This is a genomic window from Pseudoalteromonas sp. J2K-J599 (genome assembly GCF_059295115.2).
This window is the reverse complement of sequence record NZ_CM200271.1, coordinates 2,763,953-2,784,659: the sequence shown is the minus strand read 5'-3', so window position 1 is coordinate 2,784,659 and position 20,707 is coordinate 2,763,953. Positions and strand designations below refer to the sequence as shown.

17 protein-coding genes are annotated in these 20,707 nt (G+C 40.2%); 8 read left to right on the top strand and 9 right to left on the bottom strand.

Going from position 1 to position 20,707, the window contains the following annotated elements; genetic code table 11:
- The first annotated feature begins 3 nt into the window (after positions 1 to 3).
- Positions 4 to 888, top strand: coding sequence for a heme o synthase (cyoE, locus tag AC5NT5_RS12625; RefSeq protein WP_002958102.1), 885 nt, complete (start codon positions 4 to 6; stop codon positions 886 to 888).
- A 61-nt stretch (positions 889 to 949) separates the two neighbouring features.
- On the opposite strand, the gene AC5NT5_RS12620 is transcribed toward cyoE, so the two are convergent.
- Positions 950 to 1,537: an FMN-binding negative transcriptional regulator gene (locus AC5NT5_RS12620; RefSeq protein WP_182695053.1), complete on the bottom strand. Its 588-nt coding sequence runs from the start codon at positions 1,535 to 1,537 to the stop codon at positions 950 to 952.
- A complete protein-coding gene (locus tag AC5NT5_RS12615; protein WP_182725159.1) occupies positions 1,537 to 2,112 on the bottom strand; it encodes a GNAT family N-acetyltransferase in 576 nt (191 codons plus the stop codon). The genes AC5NT5_RS12620 and AC5NT5_RS12615 overlap by 1 nt, the downstream gene beginning before the upstream one ends.
- A gap of 106 nt (positions 2,113 to 2,218) precedes the next feature.
- Here AC5NT5_RS12615 and pdxR point away from each other — a divergent pair, with 106 nt between their 5' ends.
- Positions 2,219 to 3,676 (top strand): MocR-like pyridoxine biosynthesis transcription factor PdxR, encoded by a 1,458-nt coding sequence (pdxR, locus tag AC5NT5_RS12610; RefSeq protein WP_494514000.1) that lies wholly within the window; start codon positions 2,219 to 2,221, stop codon positions 3,674 to 3,676.
- 14 nt (positions 3,677 to 3,690) lie between these two features.
- Here pdxR and AC5NT5_RS12605 read toward each other — a convergent pair whose 3' ends face one another.
- The 3 genes from AC5NT5_RS12605 to AC5NT5_RS12595 form a co-directional block, all read right to left on the bottom strand.
- A complete protein-coding gene (locus AC5NT5_RS12605) occupies positions 3,691 to 4,356 on the bottom strand; it encodes a hypothetical protein (RefSeq protein WP_170072017.1) in 666 nt (221 codons plus the stop codon).
- 149 nt (positions 4,357 to 4,505) lie between these two features.
- Positions 4,506 to 6,464, bottom strand: a complete 1,959-nt coding sequence (locus AC5NT5_RS12600; RefSeq protein WP_182725157.1) for a phytase — start codon at positions 6,462 to 6,464, stop codon at positions 4,506 to 4,508.
- Between the two features lie 78 nt (positions 6,465 to 6,542).
- On the bottom strand, positions 6,543 to 8,846 hold the full coding sequence (locus tag AC5NT5_RS12595; RefSeq protein ID WP_494514001.1) for a TonB-dependent receptor plug domain-containing protein: 2,304 nt from the start codon (positions 8,844 to 8,846) through the stop codon (positions 6,543 to 6,545).
- A 297-nt stretch (positions 8,847 to 9,143) separates the two neighbouring features.
- Between AC5NT5_RS12595 and AC5NT5_RS12590 the strand changes: the two genes are divergently transcribed.
- On the top strand, positions 9,144 to 10,064 hold the full coding sequence (locus AC5NT5_RS12590; RefSeq protein WP_182725155.1) for a GGDEF domain-containing protein: 921 nt from the start codon (positions 9,144 to 9,146) through the stop codon (positions 10,062 to 10,064).
- Positions 10,048 to 11,049, top strand: coding sequence for an AraC family transcriptional regulator (locus AC5NT5_RS12585; protein ID WP_024596553.1), 1,002 nt, complete (start codon positions 10,048 to 10,050; stop codon positions 11,047 to 11,049). The genes AC5NT5_RS12590 and AC5NT5_RS12585 overlap by 17 nt, the downstream gene beginning before the upstream one ends.
- Position 11,050: 1 nt before the next feature.
- Here the strand turns inward: AC5NT5_RS12585 and AC5NT5_RS12580 are convergent, their stop codons facing one another.
- The 4 genes from AC5NT5_RS12580 to ettA all read right to left on the bottom strand — a co-directional run bounded on the left by AC5NT5_RS12580 (position 11,051) and on the right by ettA (position 14,772).
- Entirely contained in the window at positions 11,051 to 11,554 is a 504-nt protein-coding gene (locus tag AC5NT5_RS12580; RefSeq protein ID WP_494514002.1) for a TlpA family protein disulfide reductase, read from the bottom strand.
- A 62-nt stretch (positions 11,555 to 11,616) separates the two neighbouring features.
- Positions 11,617 to 12,525: a histone deacetylase family protein gene (locus AC5NT5_RS12575; protein ID WP_182682204.1), complete on the bottom strand. Its 909-nt coding sequence runs from the start codon at positions 12,523 to 12,525 to the stop codon at positions 11,617 to 11,619.
- A gap of 53 nt (positions 12,526 to 12,578) precedes the next feature.
- Complete coding sequence (locus AC5NT5_RS12570) at positions 12,579 to 12,944, bottom strand: PilZ domain-containing protein (protein ID WP_002958114.1); 366 nt, start codon at positions 12,942 to 12,944, stop codon at positions 12,579 to 12,581.
- Positions 12,945 to 13,098: 154 nt separating this feature from the next.
- Positions 13,099 to 14,772 carry an energy-dependent translational throttle protein EttA gene (ettA, locus tag AC5NT5_RS12565; protein ID WP_039486820.1) on the bottom strand — a complete coding sequence of 558 codons (1,674 nt, stop codon included), beginning with the start codon at positions 14,770 to 14,772 and terminating at the stop codon, positions 13,099 to 13,101.
- Positions 14,773 to 15,105: 333 nt separating this feature from the next.
- Between ettA and AC5NT5_RS12560 the strand changes: the two genes are divergently transcribed.
- From AC5NT5_RS12560 to metH, 4 genes are all read left to right on the top strand, one after another.
- On the top strand, positions 15,106 to 15,753 hold the full coding sequence (locus tag AC5NT5_RS12560; protein WP_182682205.1) for an outer membrane beta-barrel protein: 648 nt from the start codon (positions 15,106 to 15,108) through the stop codon (positions 15,751 to 15,753).
- A 210-nt stretch (positions 15,754 to 15,963) separates the two neighbouring features.
- On the top strand, positions 15,964 to 16,911 hold the full coding sequence (gene metA, locus AC5NT5_RS12555; protein WP_002958117.1) for a homoserine O-acetyltransferase MetA: 948 nt from the start codon (positions 15,964 to 15,966) through the stop codon (positions 16,909 to 16,911).
- Positions 16,901 to 17,974 (top strand): homocysteine S-methyltransferase family protein, encoded by a 1,074-nt coding sequence (locus tag AC5NT5_RS12550; protein WP_007376157.1) that lies wholly within the window; start codon positions 16,901 to 16,903, stop codon positions 17,972 to 17,974. The genes metA and AC5NT5_RS12550 overlap by 11 nt, the downstream gene beginning before the upstream one ends.
- Positions 17,975 to 17,982: 8 nt before the next feature.
- Positions 17,983 to 20,613, top strand: a complete 2,631-nt coding sequence (gene metH / locus AC5NT5_RS12545) for a methionine synthase (RefSeq protein WP_002958120.1) — start codon at positions 17,983 to 17,985, stop codon at positions 20,611 to 20,613.
- The last annotated feature ends 94 nt before the right edge of the window (positions 20,614 to 20,707 follow it).

Below are 20,707 nucleotides of genomic sequence, written 5' to 3'. Positions count from 1 at the left end.
AAGATGTTTCGTCGTTATTTATCAGTGACAAAGCCGGGTATTATTATGGGCAATTTGATCAGCGTAGCGGGCGGGTTTTTACTTGCCTCGCGCGGTGATATAGACCCATGGTTAATGATTGCCACATTAATTGGTTTGTCGCTAGTGGTTGCATCAGGTTGCGCTATCAATAATGTTATAGATAGAGACATAGATGTGGCCATGGCGCGTACTCGTACGCGGGTTACAGTAACGGGCGAAATGTCGGCCTTTGCTGCACTTAGTCACGGTATTTTATTGGGTGTTGTGGGCTTTGGTTTACTTATCGCCTACACCACTCAAGCCGCGGTATTTTTTGCAGCCTTTGGCTACGTAATTTATGTAGGGGTTTATAGCCTCTACATGAAACGCAACTCAGTATATGGCACTTTTGTAGGTAGTCTCTCTGGCGCTGTACCGCCAGTAGTTGGTTACTGCGCCGTAACAGGGCAGTTCGATATGGGCGCATTAATACTGCTAGTCATGTTTAGCTTGTGGCAAATGCCGCATTCATATGCCATTGCTATTTTTCGCTTTAAAGATTACCAAGCTGCAGGTATTCCTGTATTACCTGTAGCGCAAGGAATTGATAAAGCAAAGCGCCATATCGTACTTTACATTGCTGTATATGCATTGGTGGTGATGTTGCTACCAATTACTGGCTACACAGGTGCTGCCTTTATGGCTGTTGCTTGTATTACCAGCTTTTGGTGGTTGCTAATGGCGCTGCGCGGTTATCGTCGTAATATTGATATGAGTAGCTGGGCACGTAAAGTGTTCGCATTTTCAATTATTAATATTACAGCGTTAAGTATTGCTATGGCTGTTGATTATCATAGTGTTGCTCCACAGCTATTAACGCTTACCTAATTTAAAAATTTTTAACTATTCCAAAGTTAATCCAAAGGCTCGAAAGGGCCTTTTTTTATGCCTAAAATAGTTTTGCAATAGAGCGCTTATTGGCAAGTTCTAGGCTTTGTTTTATTCGTGCTCTTACCTCTGGTGATTTATTTTGGCTTAGCTTAAAGTTTCCACTCCAATGAGTGGGAGTGAATTCTATAAAGCTTAATTGTTGATACATTGCTTGGCGATTGCTTTTGGGCACGTCAGTAATCTTCCAAATTGGCGTAAAGCCTTGCTCAAAATGGCTCGTTAGTTGCCGCATTATTTTGTCTTTCTCATTATCGCTTTCAATAATATTCACATTTGCAGTTACTTGTACTGATGAATAAAGCCAGCTCGGCAGTGTTTTATTATTACTATACGAGGGAGATAGATAACAGTTATCGCCACTAAATAGTAATTTTACTGACTGTTTATCACATTGCGCTAGCGGGTTATGTTTTGCTACGTGTGCAATAAATACATTACGTGAGGGCTCATATAATACAGGCACTTGGCATATATTATTTAAGTCACTTTGCGAGCAAGGCATTAAAATACTCGCTAGAGGGAATTGCTCAACTAATGCTTGCAAACGTTCAATATTATGTTCTTGAAAATGTGTGGGTGGGTACATTAAAGCTTCTCCTCTAACTGCAACTTAATGCTCTGCCAATGTTCGTCAATAATGCTAAATTTTGCAGTGCTTCTGTAACTTCCATCACTTAGCAATCTATCTTTATGGGCTATACCTTCAAATTGGGCGCCTAGTCGAGTAATTGCATTTCGAGATTTTTGATTTTTTTCGTGGGTATTAAATGTTATTCGCACTAAATTCAACGCGTCAAAAGCGTAGCTAAGCAGTAAATATTTAGTGTGAGTATTAATATAAGTTTGCTGCCAGTGATGGCTTATAAATGTATGACCAATTTCAGCACTTAAGTTATGCGTATCTAATCTAAATAGTCGTGTAGTGCCTACAACCTCTTTGCTGGCTATGTCTACTATGGCAAATACAATTTGTTCTTTGTTATTAAATTGTGCACTGGTGGTAAACCATTCCTTTAACTGTTCGGGTGTTTTTGTATAGTTGCTTAATACCCATTCCCATATTTTTGGATGTTGCCCAGCTTTATATAAGCTTTTTAAATGCTCATAATTTAATGGCTCTAAAATTACCTTATTTGTTTTATGTATCTGTTGAGTAAACATGTTGCCTCTATGCTTTGCTATTTACGAGCAACAAATGTACGCTAATTTGGTTTGGTAAAAACAACCAGAATTGGCTTTTTAGCTATACCAGTTATAAAAGGATAACATGCAACCGCTTAATATTGAATTTAATGACTCAAACAAAGCTAAGTACATACAAGTTGCAGATGCTTTGCGTGGTTCTATCGTAAAGGGAGATATTGCACCTGGTATAAAACTCAGTTCTGCTCGAGTTATGGCGCAAACGTATCAGTTAAATCGCCATACAATAATGAACGCATTGCAGTTATTAGTAGCCGAAGGATGGCTAGAATCCCATGAACGCTCTGGGTATAGCGTCACTCAAACACTACCAATTCAAAGCAGTGCTAACTGTGATCACACGCCAGTTTTAACACCAAAACCTTATAAATTTGCTACAGAGTTAGCCGTGCCTATTCCGGCAATGAATTTAAAAGACTACGTATATAATTTCGCAGGTGGACTTCCTGATTTAAATAGCTTTCCCTATAAAGAATTTAAACGCTCTATGAGCCATGTATTTAATCATTTAGATACCAGTAAACTTCATTATGGTGATATAGGTGGAGTGAGTGAGCTAAAAACTCAGATAAGTGATTACTTACATAAAACTAGAAGTTTAAAAGTATCAGACTTACTTGTATGTAATGGCTCACAAGAAGCTTTGTTTTTAATTTCAAAGGCCTTTATAAGTAAAGATGACTTCTTAGCCGTTGAGACTTTAGGCTACCCACCAGCACGCAAAGCCTTTGCTGCTTGTGGCGCGCAATTAATAGATATAAAACAAGATGAATATGGTTTATGTGTTGAGGACTTAAAAGCGCAACTTAGACGATATCCAATAAAAATGCTGTACTTAACCCCGCTGCATCAATACCCAACTACCGTTACGCTTTCGCCCACACGGCGCATGCAAATTTATCAATTATGTTATGAGTATGGCGTAATGATTATTGAAGATGATTACGATCACGAGTTTCATTATCGCTGTCAGCCATTGCAACCTATGGCTGGGGACGATCCCGCTGGGATTATTATTTACTTATCTACATTTTCTAAAATCATGTTCTCAGGCGCTAGAATTGGCTACATTTGTGCAGCTCCTGAAGTATTAGCACAGTTAACCGCATGGAAGCAGTTAATGAATCATAAAAATGATGTGGTTATGCAGCTAGCCGTTGCGCACTTTATGCAAGAAGGTGGATTTGAGCGCCACTTGAAACGCATGACTAAACACTATAAACAACGTTATGAAGCAATGGACAACACGTTAGCGTTGCTGCAATCACAGGGGCTACCAATAGAGTATAAAAAGCCAGACGGCGGTATGGCAATGTGGGTTAACTTAAATAAAAATACGAGTAATATAAAACAAGCAATGCAAAGTAAAAGCGTATATTTACAAGCGGAATCTGAATTTTACTTTGCTGACTCAGTGAGGAGTTTAATGCCCAAGCAATATAGTTATGTTCGCTTAGGCTTTGCAGGGCAATCAACCGAGGCAATGAAGCAAGGGCTCAAACTAATCACTGAATATAAGTAACTAGATACCGTTAATTATTTCTTAAAATCATCCGCATTGTAATAAAGTGGTTTAAGCGTACCGCAATTAATAAATTTATAGGTAAGCTCATTTTCAGGTGGTACACGTTTAGATGTCCGAAACTTTTGCATACAGGCGTTAACTAAATCGACAAAAATAAGATGGTTATAGCTCGGCGCTTTTTGAATTTTATGAATATAAATACGCTCAGTACCGTTTAGTGTGATCATGTCGTAGTCTTGCCATTGTGATGATTCACTCAACTCTTTAAGCTCTCTAGCATATAATTGCTTATCCAAGACCAGTTCTTTTTTTGAATAAATTAAACTGCCACCTTGTTGATAATCACCCTCGTAAATATCGGCAGTAATTGTAATTTCCTCACCACGCATTAAATGCTGAATATTAAACGCTAGTGGCTTTACGGTGATTAGTTCTGCATTTCTAACAAAGCCTAAAAATGCAACATCGGGGTTCCCTATTTTATAAACTACTTGCACATTATTGGGTGAATTATAAGCAGGTAAATTCATTGCTATAATAGACGAACCTTGATTAACCAACACCATAGGGTGCTCAGCATTGTAAGCGGGGTCTACCGGTGGAAGTTCTGCTTTTTCTTCTTCAGCTGCGGCAAAGCCACTTAAAGTGATTAGTAATAAAGTAAGTAGTAGGCGCATTATAATCTCAATTAATTTATGAGCTTAAATTGTAGTATAAAAATATATATTACATTGAGCTAATTGTACTTAATATTCAAATGTTAGGCGTATTGTAAAAGGCTCAAATGAGCCTTTTACAATTGAGGGTAATCACAATTAAATAAACGTTACTTAATTGCTTTTTTCACTTCTCGCCAATCTATTATTTTAAAGTTTTGTGGTTGCTGCGGTAGTCGGTTATATCCATCTTGTACAACTAAAATACCTTCAGGATAACCCGGTAGCGCTTTCGATGTTACGGTTAACCCATCAGTTTCTGATGCGCCATCAATACCGTTAACCAAGTCACTTACTATATTAAACTTACCTGCAAACTCTAAACTGGGTGTTTTAACATCCTGAATATTATTACTTATTTTATACAGCACGTAGCTATCATCGCCTTGGCTAGAAACAACTAAGTAACGTGCGTTTGTGCCGTGGTAAATTTCCATACCCTCAACATCATCAACAAGTTGCTCATTTATGCCTTGTAGCATAACCGGTGTATTATCAGCTGTAGGCTCAGCGCCTATATACCAAATACCGGCGTCTTCCTCACCTGCAAAAAGTTCACCACGTGCATCATCTGCACTACAGCCTTCTGGTTGGCTAGGTAGATTAAATTCTCGAACTAATTTACCTGTTACTTTATCGCCACTTTCGTCGAGTTTATATTGCTGATAAAGACCTGACTTATCATTAACAAATACATAATTCCCTGTTGCTGATGAATACATACACATGCCGTATATTTCGCTGAGATTGGTTGCAATATCATTAAGGTGTTTTACCTCGTTATTATCAACTGTTAAAACACTTATGCTGTTATTTGTCCGATTACTCGCGGTTATTAAAGTATTCGTACTATTTTTAATACTAGGGTGTTGGCGAACATCTACATTATTTAAGCGACCAATCTCGATTGATTGTTCAAGCCAGCCTTGTAAGTTGTAAACCATTAAGCCTCGACGTTTATCTGTGCCTAAAATTAAGCTTTTTGCAGGGTTACTTGAGTTTACCCAAATAGCGGGATCATCTGCGGCATCACCAAATGCTTGTACAGGCGTTGTTTGTGCACTGGCATGTATATGTGTCAATTTTTTAACAGTGTTTTTACCCGCATTTTTAACTGGTGTTGCTGGTATTGTACTTTGTGTATATGCGCCTGTTTCATCGTTATATAACACCGCAATAGCCTTATTGTTTGCGGTGTATTTAACCGCAACAGACTCTAAAGCTAAATTGCCATTTAGTTGCCAATGATTAATGCTTTTAGTAACAGGGTTATAGGCATAAATTGTATTATCATGTGTACTTGTAAACCACAGCGTGCCGTCGGTTGATGTAAAAAGAGCGCCTATTTCGCTATTTAGTGAGCCAAAAGGAGCAACGAGTGCTATTGGTTTTTTATCAGCTTGCGACTCTGCATTGGCATTTATAGACCAAATACCCACTTCACCTTCACTTACAAAAAGTGTGTTGCTTTGCTCGCTCACAGCGCATCCTGCAGCTTCGCTTACTCCTGCAAATTCACGCATGCTTACATTTGTTGTTTCATTATTACTTGTGTCGTAAATAACAGTTTCGGTAATCAAACCTCGTACATCAGGCACAAATGCCGACACAGTATTATTGTTTTTATTATTAAATAAACACACCGTATCGGGCTGAGCTTGTGGTGGGCTAATACGAGTTAACTCTTTTATATTCCAGCTGCTATTGGCTTGCTGTAATTTAAAAATAACGACGTTATCTTGGTCATTATCAATGGTCGCTAATAAATAAGTGGAGTTATTAAGTGCACTTATAGAAAGCGCCTCAAAACTACCTTTAGCAATGTTTTTACTCTGCTGGTTTTGGCTGTTTACCATTACCAAGCCTTGGCTTTCGCTTGCTAGCAGCCAGTTGTTGTCATTAATCCATACGGCTTGCGAGCCTTGCATATTCTCGCTTGGGCCAAAAGCATTGCTCTCGATAGACTCAAATGCTTTTTTAGTTGATATGTTATAGCTACAAGCACTTAAGGTGCTTATTAGCAGGCTTGTAAGCACTAAACCTTTTACTTTATTTAATTTAAAATTCATTATAATTCCTTTGCTGATCAGAGCGTTTTGAGTAACGTATCGAAAGTCACTTCATTGTTACCACGCAAACACCATGATTTAAAATGCGTAACGCAGCATTAATTGATAAACCGGACCCGCTTCTTCAGATTCAATTTCGTACTCATCAAAGCTACGATCGAACTGATCTGATACGGTATCAAACTTATTAAAGGTTTCGTCTTTACTTGCATCAAGCAGGTTTGAGCCCACTAAACGCAGCGTTACGTTTTCCCAGCGTTTTTCTATAAACACTTCAAAATCGGCACTGTAAGATGTTGTTACTTCTTCACCTACAATACGCCCATAAGCATCACCTTGCTTACGGTAAGTTGCACCAAATGCAGCTTTGAGTTCGGGTAAGTCTTGAATAAACCCAACGTTATAAACGTAGTCTGATTGATCGTTAAATTTTCGAGACCCAAAAAAGTCGGTTACTTCACTATCAAGCCATGAGTAATTTAAAAATACTCCAGTATTAGGCATGCTAAATGCGCCAAGCGGAGTAGATAAATCAAGCTCAACTCCTTTTACATTGCCATCGCCTGTGTTACGAGGCTGCAATACAAATGTACCTTCTCCTTCAGAGCCTTCTTGTCCTGTATTTGCTATTTCTATTAGGTCGTTTACTTTGCGGTAAAATAAATTAATGCCTACAACGCCACTTTTACCTAAGCGGTATTCGTAGCCTAAATCCATACCCCAAGCTGATTCTGGTTTTAATTCTGGGTTACCTAGTTGGTCGTTATCGCCAAGTTCTTTTTCGATAAGTGCTGGTGTTAAAAAATCAAACTCGGGGCGTCGTAAACTACGCGCAACAGAGGCGCTAACGCGTCCATTCTCACTTACGTTATAACGAAAATGTGCAGAAGGTAGAACAAAGTCGTAATTGTTATCTTCGGTTACACCAATTGTTTTATCATTAATTTTTGAATCAGTAGACTCCCAGCGAATGCCCAATTCCCAGGCAAATAAATCATCTTGGTGTTTAATAAGGGCAAACACATCAAAGCGGTCTTCCTCTAGCGTGTTTACGCCACCAATAACCGGTTCAAATTCACTGGTAAATACAGCCAAAGATAAAGGTGTTCCCACATATTGATCCCAGCTTGTAAGTGCTAATTCAAGCTCGTCTTCGGCTTCAAAAATATTGCTATCGCGCTTTTTATTTTGTAAAAATGCACCAAACTGAATTTCTTTATTGTCACCCCAAGGTTGGCTATGTTGCCACTGCAGGGTCCATTCTTTATCGTCTATGTCACTTTGAGCTTGTTCTTCTTCAAATATTATTGGCAGCTCTGACGTATCAAGCTCTACTTCTTGCTCGTATACCGACTCGTCAAATTTGGCGATACCAAACTTTAATTTACTTGTGCCGTTTAGCAGTGGAAATTCATAGGCGGTATTGATGTTGTAATTAGTTTGGTCAATATATTTAACATTGGCATTATCGGTTTCTAGGTTTCCGCCATTTACAATATCATTGCTGGTTGCTGTGGTATCGTCGTACTCAAACGAACGTTCATCCTCAGTGCGCTCTGTATCAACCCACATGGCGCTAATATTAAATTGGCTATCGTTATCAAAAACAATTTCGTAACTGGCGTTTAGTGATGTGTCGTCGCCATCGCGAGTGTCAGATTGGTCTTCGCGGTTATCAAACTCTTCGGTTTGAAAATTTACATTGTTTTCTGGGCTATCGCCGTAGCGCAGGCTGGTTTTTTGTTTTGGGTTATATCTGCCTTGTAAATTTGCACCAAGTAATAATCGCCCTCCAGCAAATTCAGTACCGTACACTGCAGCCAAGCTTTCTTTAAACTCGCCATCATCATAAAGCAAGCCGCCAGCACGTAAGTAACCACCATCTAAGCTGTAACCATCGCGCAGTACAATATTTAATGTGCCCGCTATCGCATCGGCTGAGCGATTGGCACTTGATGAGCGAATAATTTCAACGCGTTCAATTAATTCAGCCGGAATTCGGTCAACAAAAAATGAACGGTCGGCACCTGCGCCAGGTACTTCTTCACCGTTTATAAGTACCTTTGTATAAGCAGGGCTCAAGCCCCGCATACGTGCACCATCCGATTCAAGCACATCCGATAAAAATGTAACACTGGGTACTCGTTTTAATGCATCGCCTGCGGTTAAAGGTTCAAAACGTTGAAAGTACTCTTGTGAGTATTCTAAGGTTGGCGCGAGTTCGTCAGAGCGATTTCTATAACCAATTTCACCGTATACAACAATTTTATCAGAAACTTCTATATCTTTTTTCGTGGTTTCTTTTGCATCATCTTCTGCATAAGCCGTTAAGTTACATAAAGCTAATGCGGCTACCAGTGCTTTTATTTTAAAGTGTTTCATTGTATTTGCTCTTGGTTATTACAGGGTTGTTTCTTGGTATGGCGAGCAAGCTAAAGATAATTGATTACGTAAATGTGACAGGGTTTATTTTAAATACATGTATTTAGAGGTACTTGAGCAATATGTAGAGCGTATTGAGCTTTTATCACTCCCTGTAAAGGCTGGTGTTATCTACTGTGCAGGGCTGTTTTTAAGGTATGTATCATCTAGTTGTCACATAGCTGAGCTAATATGACCCTGCTAACACAAGCTTGTATGAACTAACTTTAAAGCTCATTTATAAACGAGATACTGCACATGCGATTTAACCCTTTTATCAGCCACCGATTACTAATAAACGCTATTATTGCGATGTTTTTTAGCGCTGTGTTTTTAAGTAGTTATTTAGGAGTATTAAAAACTTACGCCAGTATTCAGTGGCTCGATATTATGGGAGAGGGTGGTATTGTATTAATGACACTTGTATGGATTATCGCGTTATTAATTTCAAGACCACCGAGTAAAGTAACCACTTACTTAGTGATAGGTGTTGGGCTATTTATGTTCTCGGCAACGCTCGATTTACTTGATGAATGGCTAATGCACCCCGCGCACCAATGGCTGAGTTGGATTGAATCTCTGCCCGCTCCGTTAGGCATGTTATTAACAAGTATAGGTTTGTATTATTGGCATCAAGAGCAGTATGTATTAAATCGTCAGCTACGCCGCCGTGAAGCGCATTTACGTGAGCACGATAAGGTGTGTTCAATAACGGGTCTTTATAAGGCGCAGTATCTAGATTCAGCAATTAATGAGCAACTTACGAGCAAACAACCACTCTGGCTTGGGGCTATTGATATTCGTGATTTTTCGCATTTTAATAGTGAGTTTGGCTTTAGTGAGGGCGACCGGTTACTGCGTGAAATTAGCGAGCTATTGTTAATGAATTGCCGACTAAGTGATGTAGTGTGCCGCTACGCAGGAGATTGCTTTATGGTATTGATGCCAGCCACCACAGAGCAGCAAGCTAAAGAGTTGATGGCACAAATTAAAGGAGCTCTAAAGCATTGTGCATTTAAAGTTGAAGCATCTAAAAAAGCAAAGTTTCAATATGTCACTACCGCCTTAATACAAGGTAATACGCATAGCAGTACAGGTAAACTAACAAGCCAACTGCATAGTCAATTACAACAAAAAAAGCATCAACTAAAAGTAGCGCACCGTGCACATGTTTGTTAGCCAAGACGACAAATATTTAAGCGCTCAAGGGCTTATTACGTCAGCTGTAGAGCTTGCTCAAAGCCGAAACATAAATTTACATAAGCTGCTACGCGGTACCGGTATTTTTGAACAAGACTTACTTAACTTTCAGCATACATTTAGTGTGTCTCAGCAGGTGCGTTTATTAGCTCAATTTAAGTTGTTGATGAAAAGTACTGACAGTGGTTTTTTACTCGGTAGCCAACTTATTAACGACACTCGAGCCGAAGCTCAGGCATTAAAATATAGCGATAATTTAGCTCAAGTATTAAAGCAATTATCACTTTTAAGAATGCAATTAGCGCCTTTGCTGTTTAGCCAAACGTATATTAAAAACGATAATGTTTATATTTATATTCAGCCAGCACATGGGTTTGATGAAAGCCTTTACCACTATGTGCTAGAGATATACAGCACTGCATTTTATAGTTTACTTAAACGAGTGAGCGAAAGTTACCCGCATTGTCAGTTCGACTTTGCTTTTAAACGCCCTCGGCATATTCAAGAATATGAGCAAAATTTAGGGCTAAAGGTAAGTTTTGATAAGCCATGTACTCGCTGGGTATTAAATAAAACCATGTTAAGGGCTAAAAACCCGCATGCGAGTCAATTACGATTTATGCAAGCGCAGTCGCAGCTACATAATAAAAGCGTAGTTAGCATGACTTTTATTGAAGCCGTCTGCAGATACTTATACTCTCACCCAAGTGCTAATTTAGAGTGCACCGCAAAGCACTTTGCTATGAGCTCAGCTACATTTAAGCGCAGACTCAAACTCAATGGGGTACGCTTTTCAGCGTTAATAGATGAGCAAAATAAGCACAAAGCTATTTACCTACTTACTCTGTGCGCTAAACATAACGAACAAGTCGCTGAACATTTAGCTTTTTACGATATACCTAACTTTCGGCGCGCCTTTAAACGCTGGACAGGCTTAACACCTAATCAGTTAAAAGCGCAATAAGTTACTCAGTTGCCATGTCTATGGAGTGCAACAATGTTCGTGCATTTAAATGAAGATTTGGATCTTCTGGGTTTGACGTATTAGTCAGCCAAATTACATTGCCTTCTTTATTTACAAACAATGTAGTAGGTGTGCCTCGTATACCTAATTGCTGTGCTATTGCATCGGCTTTTACAGCTGTTTTAAAAGTATAACCTCTTTCGCTAAGTGCTTTAGCGGGAATGGCATCGTCATCTTCTTTAAAGCTCACGGCAATAACTTTTAAGCCCATATCATCAATTTTTTGAAGTGCTGGCTGTAGCTTTTTACAGTACGGGCACCACGTTGCCCAAAAGTGTAAAACGTAAGGTTGACCTAATAAATCTTGAGTGTTGAGAGCAGAACCATCAGCCATTTGTAAATTTAATGTAGGTAGCTTAGGGTATGTTGCTTCTGAGCTTGTATCTTGTGCGTAAGCTGTAAAGCTTAATAAAATTAGCGTGATGGTAATAAATAACTGTTTCATAATATGCTCGTTTTTATTTTACATATTAAATAAGAACGATAATTTAACATTTTTCTTTCAAACTAAAAGCCAGCCGCTTGTTCAACAACAATAGCATGGCGCTTTGCTAGGCGAAGGTGATCTCTATCGTAACCTCCACCTATCACAGTAGCTACAGGTGTATTATGTTCAAGGCAGCGTTTTAGCACTAAATGGTCACGCTTAACTATGCCATCCCAGCTGATATCTAATTTACCCAAGCCATCGCCTTGCCAAATATCAACGCCAGCATCGTAAAGTACCAAGCTTGGGTTTAGCTCTTTAAGTAAATAACTCAAGGTGTCGTCAACTACGGCAAGGTATTCGTCGTCCTTCATATTATTTGCCAGGCCAATGTCTAAATCGCTAGCGGACTTTCTAAAGGGGAAGTTTTTTTCACAATGGATAGAGCAAGTATACGCATAGGGTTGATGCTGTAACATTGCGGCTGTGCCATCACCTTGGTGCACGTCTAAATCAAAAATAAGTACGTTAGTTACCTCACCCGATTCAATTAAAGTTTGCGTGGTAAAGGCCAAATCGTTAACCATACAAAAACCTGAACCAAAGTCATTATGTGCGTGATGTGTACCACCAGCAAGATGACACGCTATACCATGTTTAAGTGCTAAACGAGCTGTTTGTAAAGTACCTTGAGGAGCTGTAAAGGTACGTGCCATAAGCTCTTTTGACCAAGGTAGACCAATGCGACGCATTGCTTTTTCATCTAAGCGGTTGAGCCATAAATCTTGGATATAATTATCGCAATGCACAAGCTCAAGGGGCTCTGGCGTGCCTAATATTGGCTCAACTAGGTTACTGCCGATTAAACCAAGCTCTGCAACATGTTGATATAAATGTGCAAATTTACTCATTACAAAGCGATGCTTGGGATCAAAGCTAAACGAGTAGTTAGGATGGTATACCAAAGGCAAATGAGGATTTAAGCGCATATTTACAAGCTTTATAAAGTTTGCGCTATGGTAATCAACTTAAGAGAATGAGTCTATTGTGAGTCATTAATAAGTGACGCTAATTCGCGATGCAGTAGCTCATCATCGGCTAAGTTTAGCTCTATTAATCGCTTTAAATAAGTAATACTGTCTATATCAATATGATGGCATTTTAAACCAATATGATCGGCTTCAATATGGCAAATTACTACTTCCATTTTTATTTCTATATCGCTTTGAGGCAATGTAAAACGCAGTATTGCTTGCGTATTGTGGCTGCCAATAAATGCATCACAATTAGTGACCAACGCGCCATGTAGCGATAGATCGAGTAATTTACACGGATACTGTTGGCTATCAAAACATAACAGAGCGTTAGTTGAAAATAGCACACGAGAAAACTGTCGACGATTTTGCATAACCTAATTTAGCCTTACTGTTTTTATAATAAATTAAGCATAGCGGGTAATTCTCTACATGCTAGCAAGATGTGCTCCTGTAATGCTGGTGGCATAAAAAAGCCCTGCAAAGTGCAAGGCTTAAGTTATACAAACATAAAATTAACCAATATTTTTAGCCAATTTTTTTGTATTTAATACGTTTAGGTTGAGTTGCCTCAGCGCCTAGGGTCTTTTTAAGCCACTCTTCATATTCAGTGTAGTTACCATCAAAGAAGTTAATTTGACCTTCATCCCGGTAATCTAAAATATGTGTAGCAATACGGTCAAGGAACCAACGGTCATGCGAGATACACATTACACAACCTGGGAACTCTAAAATAGCGTTCTCCAGTGCACGTAGTGTTTCAACGTCCAAGTCGTTGGTTGGCTCATCGAGTAGTAACACATTGCCGCCAGCTTTTAATAACTTAGCAAGGTGTAAACGGTTACGCTCACCACCTGATAGGTCTTTAACAAACTTTTGCTGATCGTTACCTTTAAAGTTAAAGCGACTTACATATGCTCGGCTTGGGAACTCAAAGTTACCAATTTTCAGTACGTCTTGTCCGTCTGATATTTCTTGGAAAACAGTTTTGCTTTCGTCCATACCGTCGCGGAACTGATCAACAGTAGCTAGGTGTACTGTTTCGCCAACGCTGATGCTACCGCTGTCTTGCGTTTGCTCACCGCTTATCATTTTAAACAGTGTTGATTTACCCGCGCCATTCGCACCAATAATGCCCACAATGGCACCTTTTGGCATGCTAAAGCTTAAGTCATCAATTAAAACACGATCGCCAAAACTCTTACGAAGATTAGTTACTTCAAGTACTTGGTCACCTAAACGCGGACCAGGTGGGATAAACATCTCGTTAGTTTCGTTACGTTTTTGGTAATCAGACTGCTGCATTTCAGTAAACTGAGCCATACGTGCTTTTGACTTAGCTTGACGACCTTTAGGGTTTGAACGAACCCATTCAAGTTCTTGCGCAATTGATTTTTGACGAGCTTTTTCAGATTTTTGTTCTTGTTGTAAGCGCGCATCTTTTTGTTCAAGCCAAGAAGAGTAGTTACCTTCCCATGGAATACCTTCACCACGGTCAAGCTCCAATATCCAACCAGCTACATTATCAAGGAAGTAACGGTCATGCGTTACTGCCACAACAGTGCCTTCGTAATCGTGTAAGAAGCGCTCTAACCATGCAACCGACTCAGCATCTAAGTGGTTAGTAGGCTCATCAAGAATAAGCATGTCTGGTTTTTCAAGTAATAATCGACATATAGCAACACGGCGACGCTCACCACCTGAAAGGTGCTCAATTTTAGCATCCCACTCTGGCAGGCGAAGTGCATCAGCTGCGCGTTCTAAAACGTTGTCGATGTTATGACCATCGTGCGCTTGAATAACAGCTTCGAGCTCGCCTTGCTCTTTTGCAAGTGCGTCAAAGTCAGCGTCTTCCATGGCGTATTCGTTATACACTTCGTCAAGACGTTTAAGTGCGTGTTTAACTTCGCCAACAGCTTCTTCAACAGTTTCACGTACTGTTTTACTTTCGTCTAAAATAGGTTCTTGCGGTAAATAACCAATTTTAGTACCAGGCTGAGGATGTGCATCACCTTCAAAATCTTGGTCAACACCGGCCATAATACGCAGTAACGTAGATTTACCAGAACCGTTTAAACCAAGCACACCAATTTTAGCGCCAGGAAAAAAGTGCAACGAAATATCTTTTAAGATAGTGCGCTTAGGTGGCACAACCTTAGATACTCGACTCATCGAGAATATAAATTTATCAGGTAAAACCATGGAGGAAAGCCTTCAAATAATAATAAAAATTTCAATGTTGTATTGTAGTGGCTGACGGGTGAAACAGTCAACGAATGCTGTATAGAACAATACACTTACCTAAGCGGTACTTTGTTTTGATTGCTCGTTAAAAACACTACTATTACAGGATTTCTATTGTGTAAAATTCTGTAATCTATTGTTTTATATTGTTCAAATACATTCCATTTTTAACAAAAGTGGTACAGTATATTTACAAACTGTAAAGTATAAGCAAGTTATATAGGCAGGCCACACTTAGTTTGTTGTTCAACATCACATTATTAAATATTACAAAGGTTTAAAGGAATGAACATGAATATAGTTACAAAGTTAGGGGCATTACTTTTAGGTTTATACTCATTTTCGAGCCAAGCAGACATACTCCATGTAAATGGTTATTACCAAGGAATAGGGATAGGGTCTACGCAAATTGATGTATACGAGAGTGATAGCATACAGTTTACAACGCTTTACGGCCGGTTTGGATATCAGTTTTCGCGTTACTTTGCATTAGAAGGGCGTATAGGGTTTGGGTTAAATGATGAGTCAACGCCTCTACACGGAATTGTTTACACTCAGAACCCACAGGACGGCTCGCTTAGTTCAGAATTCATTAAGAGCGAAATCGATTCGAGCCTTGATTTGCAAACAAGTATATTTGTAAAAGCTAATTATCCAATTTCATCTCGAGCTGATGTGTTTTTATTTGGTGGCTATGGTAGAAATAAATTAAGTTACAATGAAGGCGACTTAAAAAACCTTGCAGAATCAATAACTGGTACAGATACAAATTCTACGCTAATAACTGAGCAAAACTACGATGAAGGCGGCGTAACGTACGGAACCGGCATTGACTTTAGGCTAACTCAACGCTGGCAAGTAAGTGCTGAATACCAATATTTTGATACAAATGAAGGCGATATTTACGCTCTTAATTTATCTGTAAATTATCGTTTTTAATTATAATAGCGCTACTGATTTTAGTAGCGCTGTTTCAATTCACTAAAACAAAGTACTTCAATATAAATGCACTGCCCCTCATCTATAGCTTTTAGTAAGTCTTAAAAAAACCATGAATAAATTTCATTTGGACATCTATACATCTAGAGGTTGATATTTTTTACTTTCAGTTCATAATTAAGCCTCGGTTTTTATGAGCAGGAGTAAAGTATGCCAATTACAGTAAAAGACGAGTTGCCGGCAATTGCACGTTTACGTCAAGAAAACGTATTTGTAATGCCAAAAAGTCGTGCAAAAACGCAAGAAATACGCCCAATGCGTTTGGCTATTTTAAACTTGATGCCTAATAAAGTAGAAACCGAAGTTCAGTTTATTCGCTTACTTGCCAATTCGCCTTTGCAAGTAAACGTAGAACTACTGCGCCTCGACACTCACCGCAGTAGCAGCAATTCAGAAGAGCACCTTGATACCTTTTACCGTTATTTTTCTGAGGTTAAAGACAACAATTACGATGCATTAATAGTAACCGGTGCGCCACTTGCGCATTTAGAATACGACGATGTAGCGTATTGGGATGAGCTAAAAGTCATTATTGATTGGGCTGAGCAACACGTTACCTCTACGTTGTTTTCGTGTTGGGCAGCGCATGCAGCGTTATATCACCGTTACAATTTAAAACGCGATTTAAAAGACGATAAACTGTGTGGCGTATTTACTCACCAGTGTTATTTTGATCACGGTGCACTGACTCGCGGATTCGACGATACCTTTTTAGTACCGCACTCACGCTACGGCCATATTGATATAAATAAAATAAACGCCTGTGAAGAACTCGTTGTACTGGCAGGTTCTGAGCGAGTAGGGGCTTACTTACTTAAAAACAAATCGGGTAGCCAAGTGTTTATAACCGGCCACCCAGAGTACGACGCCGACTCGCTAAAAGCAGAATACGAGCGCGATTGTAAAAAAAGCCCTAATGCACCAAAGCCCGAAAATTACTTTCCGGATGACGATGCAACCAAACAACCTTCAAAAACGTGGCAAAGCCATGCTTTTTTACTTTTTTCGAACTGGTTAAATTACTACGTGTACCAAACCACACCGTATGATATTAATTTAGTTAGCCAAGACGTGAGGACTAACAACTATGCCGAATAACGCGCCTACAAATAATAAGCAAGCCGAAATAAGCGCCGCATTAAAAGAACGCATTTTAATTTTAGATGGCGCTATGGGCACCATGATCCAAGATCATAAGCTAGAAGAAGAAGACTATCGCGGAGAGCGTTTTAAAGACTGGCATGTATTAATTAAAGGCAATAACGATTTATTAAGCCTAACTAAGCCCGACTTAATCACTGATATTCATCGTGGTTTTTTATCGGCGGGCGCCGATATTATCGAAACCAACACGTTTAACTCGACCACTATTTCGATGGAAGATTACGACATGGCAAACCTAAGCCGTGAAATAAACGTAGAGTCGGCTAAATTAGCACGCGCAATTTGCGATGAATTTACGGCTAAAACGCCAGAAAAGCCGCGCTATGTAGCCGGTGTTTTAGGGCCGACATCTAAAACGTGTTCAATTTCGCCAGACGTAAACGATCCGGGTTACCGAAACGTCACCTTTGATAAGCTGGTTACTGCGTATGTAGAGTCTACCCTTGCATTAATGGAAGGCGGCGCCGACTTAATACTAATTGAAACTATATTCGACACGCTTAATGCAAAAGCCGCCTCGTTTGGTGTAGAAGAAGCCTTTGAGCAAGCAGGGCGCACATTACCAGTTATGATCTCGGGCACTATTACCGACGCTTCAGGGCGTACGCTTTCTGGGCAAACAACCGAAGCATTTTATAACTCTATTCGCCATATTAAGCCTATTTCGATTGGTTTAAACTGCGCGCTTGGCCCTGATTTACTGCGCCAATATGTAGAAGAGCTTTCGCGCGTGTGCGAAACCTTTACATCGGTACACCCTAATGCGGGCTTGCCTAATGAGTTTGGTGAATACGACTTAGAAGCGCCTGAAATGGCAGCCGAAATTATCGATTGGGGTAAATCGGGCTTTATTAATATAGTAGGTGGATGTTGTGGCACCACGCCTGCGCATATTCGTGCTTTTGCAAAAGGTTTAGCAGGCGTTAAACCACGCCAACTGCCAGAGCTTGAAGTACGCATGCGTTTATCAGGTCTTGAAGCCTGTAACTTAAACTAGGAGCCAACATGACCCAACAAATAGCAGTATTTACTAATGTCGGCGAACGTACCAATGTAACCGGTTCTGCCATGTTTAAACGTTTAATCATGGAAGAAGACTTTGAAGCTGCGCTAACAGTGGCCCGCGAACAAGTAGAAAATGGCGCACAGGTTATTGATATAAACATGGACGAAGCCATGTTGGACTCAAAAGCCGCTATGGTTAAGTTTTTAAACTTAATAGCCTCAGAGCCTGATATTTCACGCGTACCCATTATGGTCGACTCCTCTAAATGGGAAGTAATAGAAGCAGGCTTAAAGTGTATTCAAGGTAAGGCCATTGTTAATTCTATATCGCTAAAAGAGGGTGAAGAGCCGTTTATTCGCCAAGCTAAAATAATAAAACGCTTTGGTGCAGCTGCCGTTGTAATGGCGTTTGATACTGACGGGCAAGCTGATACAGCAGACCGTAAATATGAAATATGTGCCCGCAGCTACAAAATATTAGTAGAAGATATTGGTTTTCCACCAGAAGATATTATATTCGATCCTAATATATTTGCCGTAGCCACCGGTATAGAAGAGCACGATAACTACGCAGTAGAATTTATTGAAGGCACACGCCGCATTAAGCAAAATTTACCGCACTGTAAAGTGTCGGGCGGGGTGTCTAATGTATCGTTTTCATTTAGAGGTAATAACCCAGTACGTGAAGCTATTCACTCGGTATTTTTATACCACGCCATAAAAGCAGGCATGGATATGGGGATTGTAAACGCAGGCCAGCTTGCTGTTTACGACGACATACCAGAAGAGCTTCGTAAAGCCGTTGAAGACGTAATACTTAACACAGATCCAGGCGCAGGCGAGCGTTTAGTAGAGCTTGCACCAAAATACTCTGGTATGGCACAAGCCGAGCGAGTAGAAGATTTAGAATGGCGCACATGGCCTGTAGAAAAACGCCTTGAGCACGCGCTTGTAAAAGGCATTACTACCTTTATAGATGAAGATACCGAAGAGTGCCGCGCTGCTGCCGATAAACCTATTCACGTAATTGAAGGGCCGTTAATGGATGGCATGAACGTGGTAGGTGATTTATTTGGCGCAGGTAAAATGTTTTTACCACAAGTGGTTAAATCGGCGCGCGTAATGAAACGAGCCGTAGCTTACCTAGACCCATTTATTGAAGCCGAAAAAGAAGAAGGTTCAACCAATGGTAAAATAGTGATGGCGACCGTAAAAGGCGACGTACACGACATAGGTAAAAATATTGTAGGCGTGGTACTACAGTGTAATAACTACGAAGTTATTGATTTAGGCGTAATGGTACCTGCCGATAAAATACTGCAAACCGCCATCGACGAAAAAGCCGATATTATTGGTTTATCGGGCTTAATTACCCCATCGCTTGACGAAATGGTACACGTAGCAAAAGAAATGAAACGCCGTGGTTTTGAACTGCCGCTACTCATTGGTGGTGCAACTACCTCTAAAGCGCACACCGCAGTAAAAATTGAGCCGCAATATGACAAAGGCGTTGTGTATGTAAATAACGCAAGCCGTGCAGTTGGTGTAGTTTCAAACTTATTATCAAAAGACATTAAACCTGACTTTTTAGCTAAAACTAAAGCTGAATATGTAAAAGTGCGCGAGCAACAAGCGCGTAAAAAACCACGCTCTAAGCCTGTTACAATCCAGCGCGCACGCGATAACGCAGCAAAGCTTGATTGGGATAACTACACACCGCCAGTGCCTAAAAAGCTGGGCGTGACTGAATTTAAAAACGTATCAATTGCTACTTTGCGTAAATACATAGATTGGACGCCATACTTTATGACGTGGTCAATTGCCGGTAAATACCCGCGCATAATGGACGATGAAGTAGTAGGCGAGCAAGCGCAAAGCTTATTTAAAGACGCTAACGATATGTTAGACGACCTTGAAAAAGCAGGCAGTTTGCAACCACTTGGTGTAATTGGTTTATTCCCGGCTAACCGCGTTGGAGACGACATAGAAATATACACCGACGAAACACGCAAAGAAGTATTAACTACTTCATGCCATTTACGCCAGCAAACCGAAAAAACCGACTTTGCTAATTATTGCCTAGCCGACTACATAGCACCAAAAGGCACGCCTGATTACTTTGGCGCGTTTGCAGTAACGGGTGGCCTAGAAGAAGACGACTTAGCAAATGCGTTTGACGCACAGCAAGACGATTACAACAAAATAATGGTTAAAGCGGTTGCCGACAGGCTCGCCGAAGCGTTTGCAGAATACCTACACGAAAAAGTACGTAAAGAGTATTGGGGTTTTGCACCAGACGAAAACCTAGCAAACGATGAGCTAATACGCGAAAACTACCAAGGTATTCGCCCAGCGCCAGGTTACCCAGCGTGCCCTGAGCACACTGAGAAAAAGAAAATTTGGCAGTTGCTCGATACCGAAAAGCGCATTGGTATGCAGCTAACTAGCTCGTATGCCATGTGGCCAGGTGCTGCTGTTTCGGGTTGGTACTTTTCACACCCTGAGGCTAAATACTACGCCGTAGCAGCTGTGCAAAAGGATCAGGTAGAAGACTACGCTAAGCGAACCAATATGACGCTTGAAGAAGCTGAACGTTGGCTATCGCCTAACTTGGGGTATGATCCGGAGTAAATAGAACAGCTGTCCGTTAAAACAAAAGCGAGCTTAATTAAGCTCGCTTTTTTGTAAGACACTTAAAGTAGTAATGAAAGTCTGTTGGACTTTG